General features: G+C 63.6%; 2 protein-coding genes. Both read right to left on the minus strand.

Going from position 1 to position 1596, the window contains the following annotated elements; all coding sequences use genetic code 11:
- A partial coding sequence (locus tag EN893_RS33100; RefSeq protein ID WP_164901351.1) for a response regulator transcription factor occupies positions 1 to 531 on the minus strand: 531 nt, incomplete at its 3' end.
- Positions 528 to 1596 (minus strand): ATP-binding protein (locus tag EN893_RS33105; RefSeq protein ID WP_164901352.1); only part of this gene is annotated, 1069 nt, incomplete at its 5' end. The genes EN893_RS33105 and EN893_RS33100, both read right to left, overlap by 4 nt.

Raw genomic sequence — 1596 nt, forward strand, 5'->3', positions numbered from 1 at the left:
GGTCAGCACCTTGCCGGCGTGCTGCACCAGCATACGCAGGATGTCGTATTCCTTCGGCGACAGCTTTACCTCCTTGCCCTCGACCTTGACGATGCGCTTGACCAGGTCGACGCTGAGATCGCCGGTCTGGAAAATCGGCTTCTCGCCCTTTTGCTGGAACTTGTGGCGGAGCGCCACGCGAATGCGCGCCACCAGCTCGTTCATGCCGAAAGGTTTGGTGACATAGTCGTCGGCGCCGAGTTCCAGGGCCTGGACGATGCCGGCCTCGTCGGTTCGGCTGGACAGCATGACCACTGGAATGTCGAGACCATCGTCGCGCCATTTGCGCAGCAACTCATGACCGCTCATGCCGGGCAGCCCAAGGTCGAGCAGGACGAGGTCCGGCTTCTCCGCCTCCATCAGCTCGATCGCCACCTTCGCGTTCGGCGCCTCGCTGACCGCATAACCTTGACTGCCGAGCCCGACGCGCAGCAGCTTGCGGATCGGCGGCTCGTCATCGACGACCAATATCCTGACGTTCGAGTTTGTCATGCCAGGTCACCCACGTCGTGGTCGTCGGTATTCGAAGTGTCGAAATTGGGCGGATTTGCCGGCCTGGGCATTTTGATGGTGAACACCGCGCCCGAACCGTCGGTCCGGTTTGCCGCCATGATGGTGCCACCCATCGCTTCGACGAAGCCGCGGCAGATCGACAGGCCGAGCCCCGTACCGGCGCGGATCTGGTCGCCCTTGCGCACTCGATAGAACGTGTCGAAAATCCGTTCCAGATCGCCGGGAGGAATGCCTGGCCCTTCATCCATGATTTGCAGCAGGACGGAGCCATTGTCGGTCCAACCCTGCATGCGAATCGTCGAGCTTGCCGGGGCATATTTCGCCGCATTGTCGAGAAGATTGAACAACGCTTGCTCGAACAGCACCGGGTCGACCTTCAACATCGGCAAATCCCTGGGGATGTCGGTCTCGATCTTGTGCTCGCCAATGATTTTCCTGGCCCTTTGCAAGGCGGAGCCGACGATGTCGCCGACATAGTGAAAGGCGTAGTTCGGCTCCATCGCGCCGGACTCGATCTTGGTCATGTCGAGCAGATTGGCGATGAAGCGGTTCAACCGCTCGGATTCGTCGAGCACCGTCGACAGCAGTTCAGCCCGGTCCGGTTCGGGAAGCGCTGCTGAAAAATCCCGCAGCGTGCCGGCCGCGCCCATGATGGCGGCGAGCGGCGTTTTCAGATCATGGGAAATGGAGGTGAGCAGCGCCGAGCGCAGCCTGTCCGCCTCAGCGGCGAGCTTGGCGCGGTCGACGTCGGCAACCAACTGAATACGCTCGATGGCGACCGCCGCCTGGTCGGCCAGTGCGTCAAGCAGCCGCTGCTGCTCGGGCGTCAGCAGCGGACCCTGCTTGTCGTTGTCGAGGCCGACGACCCCGATGGCCGTGCGCCCCGTGCGCAAGGGCAAATAGAGGCGCCTGGCGCCCGGAAGCGTGTCGGCGCCGCGACCCGCGGCACGATTGTGCTCCCAGGCCCAGCGGGCGGCGGCGATGTCGGCCTCGGCCAGCGTGTCGTCGGGCGGATAGCCGGCCTTGACGGTGATGGTCCCGTCC

The organism is Mesorhizobium sp. M7A.F.Ca.CA.004.04.2.1 (assembly GCF_004022825.1).
Taxonomy (GTDB): Bacteria; Pseudomonadota; Alphaproteobacteria; order Rhizobiales; family Rhizobiaceae; genus Mesorhizobium.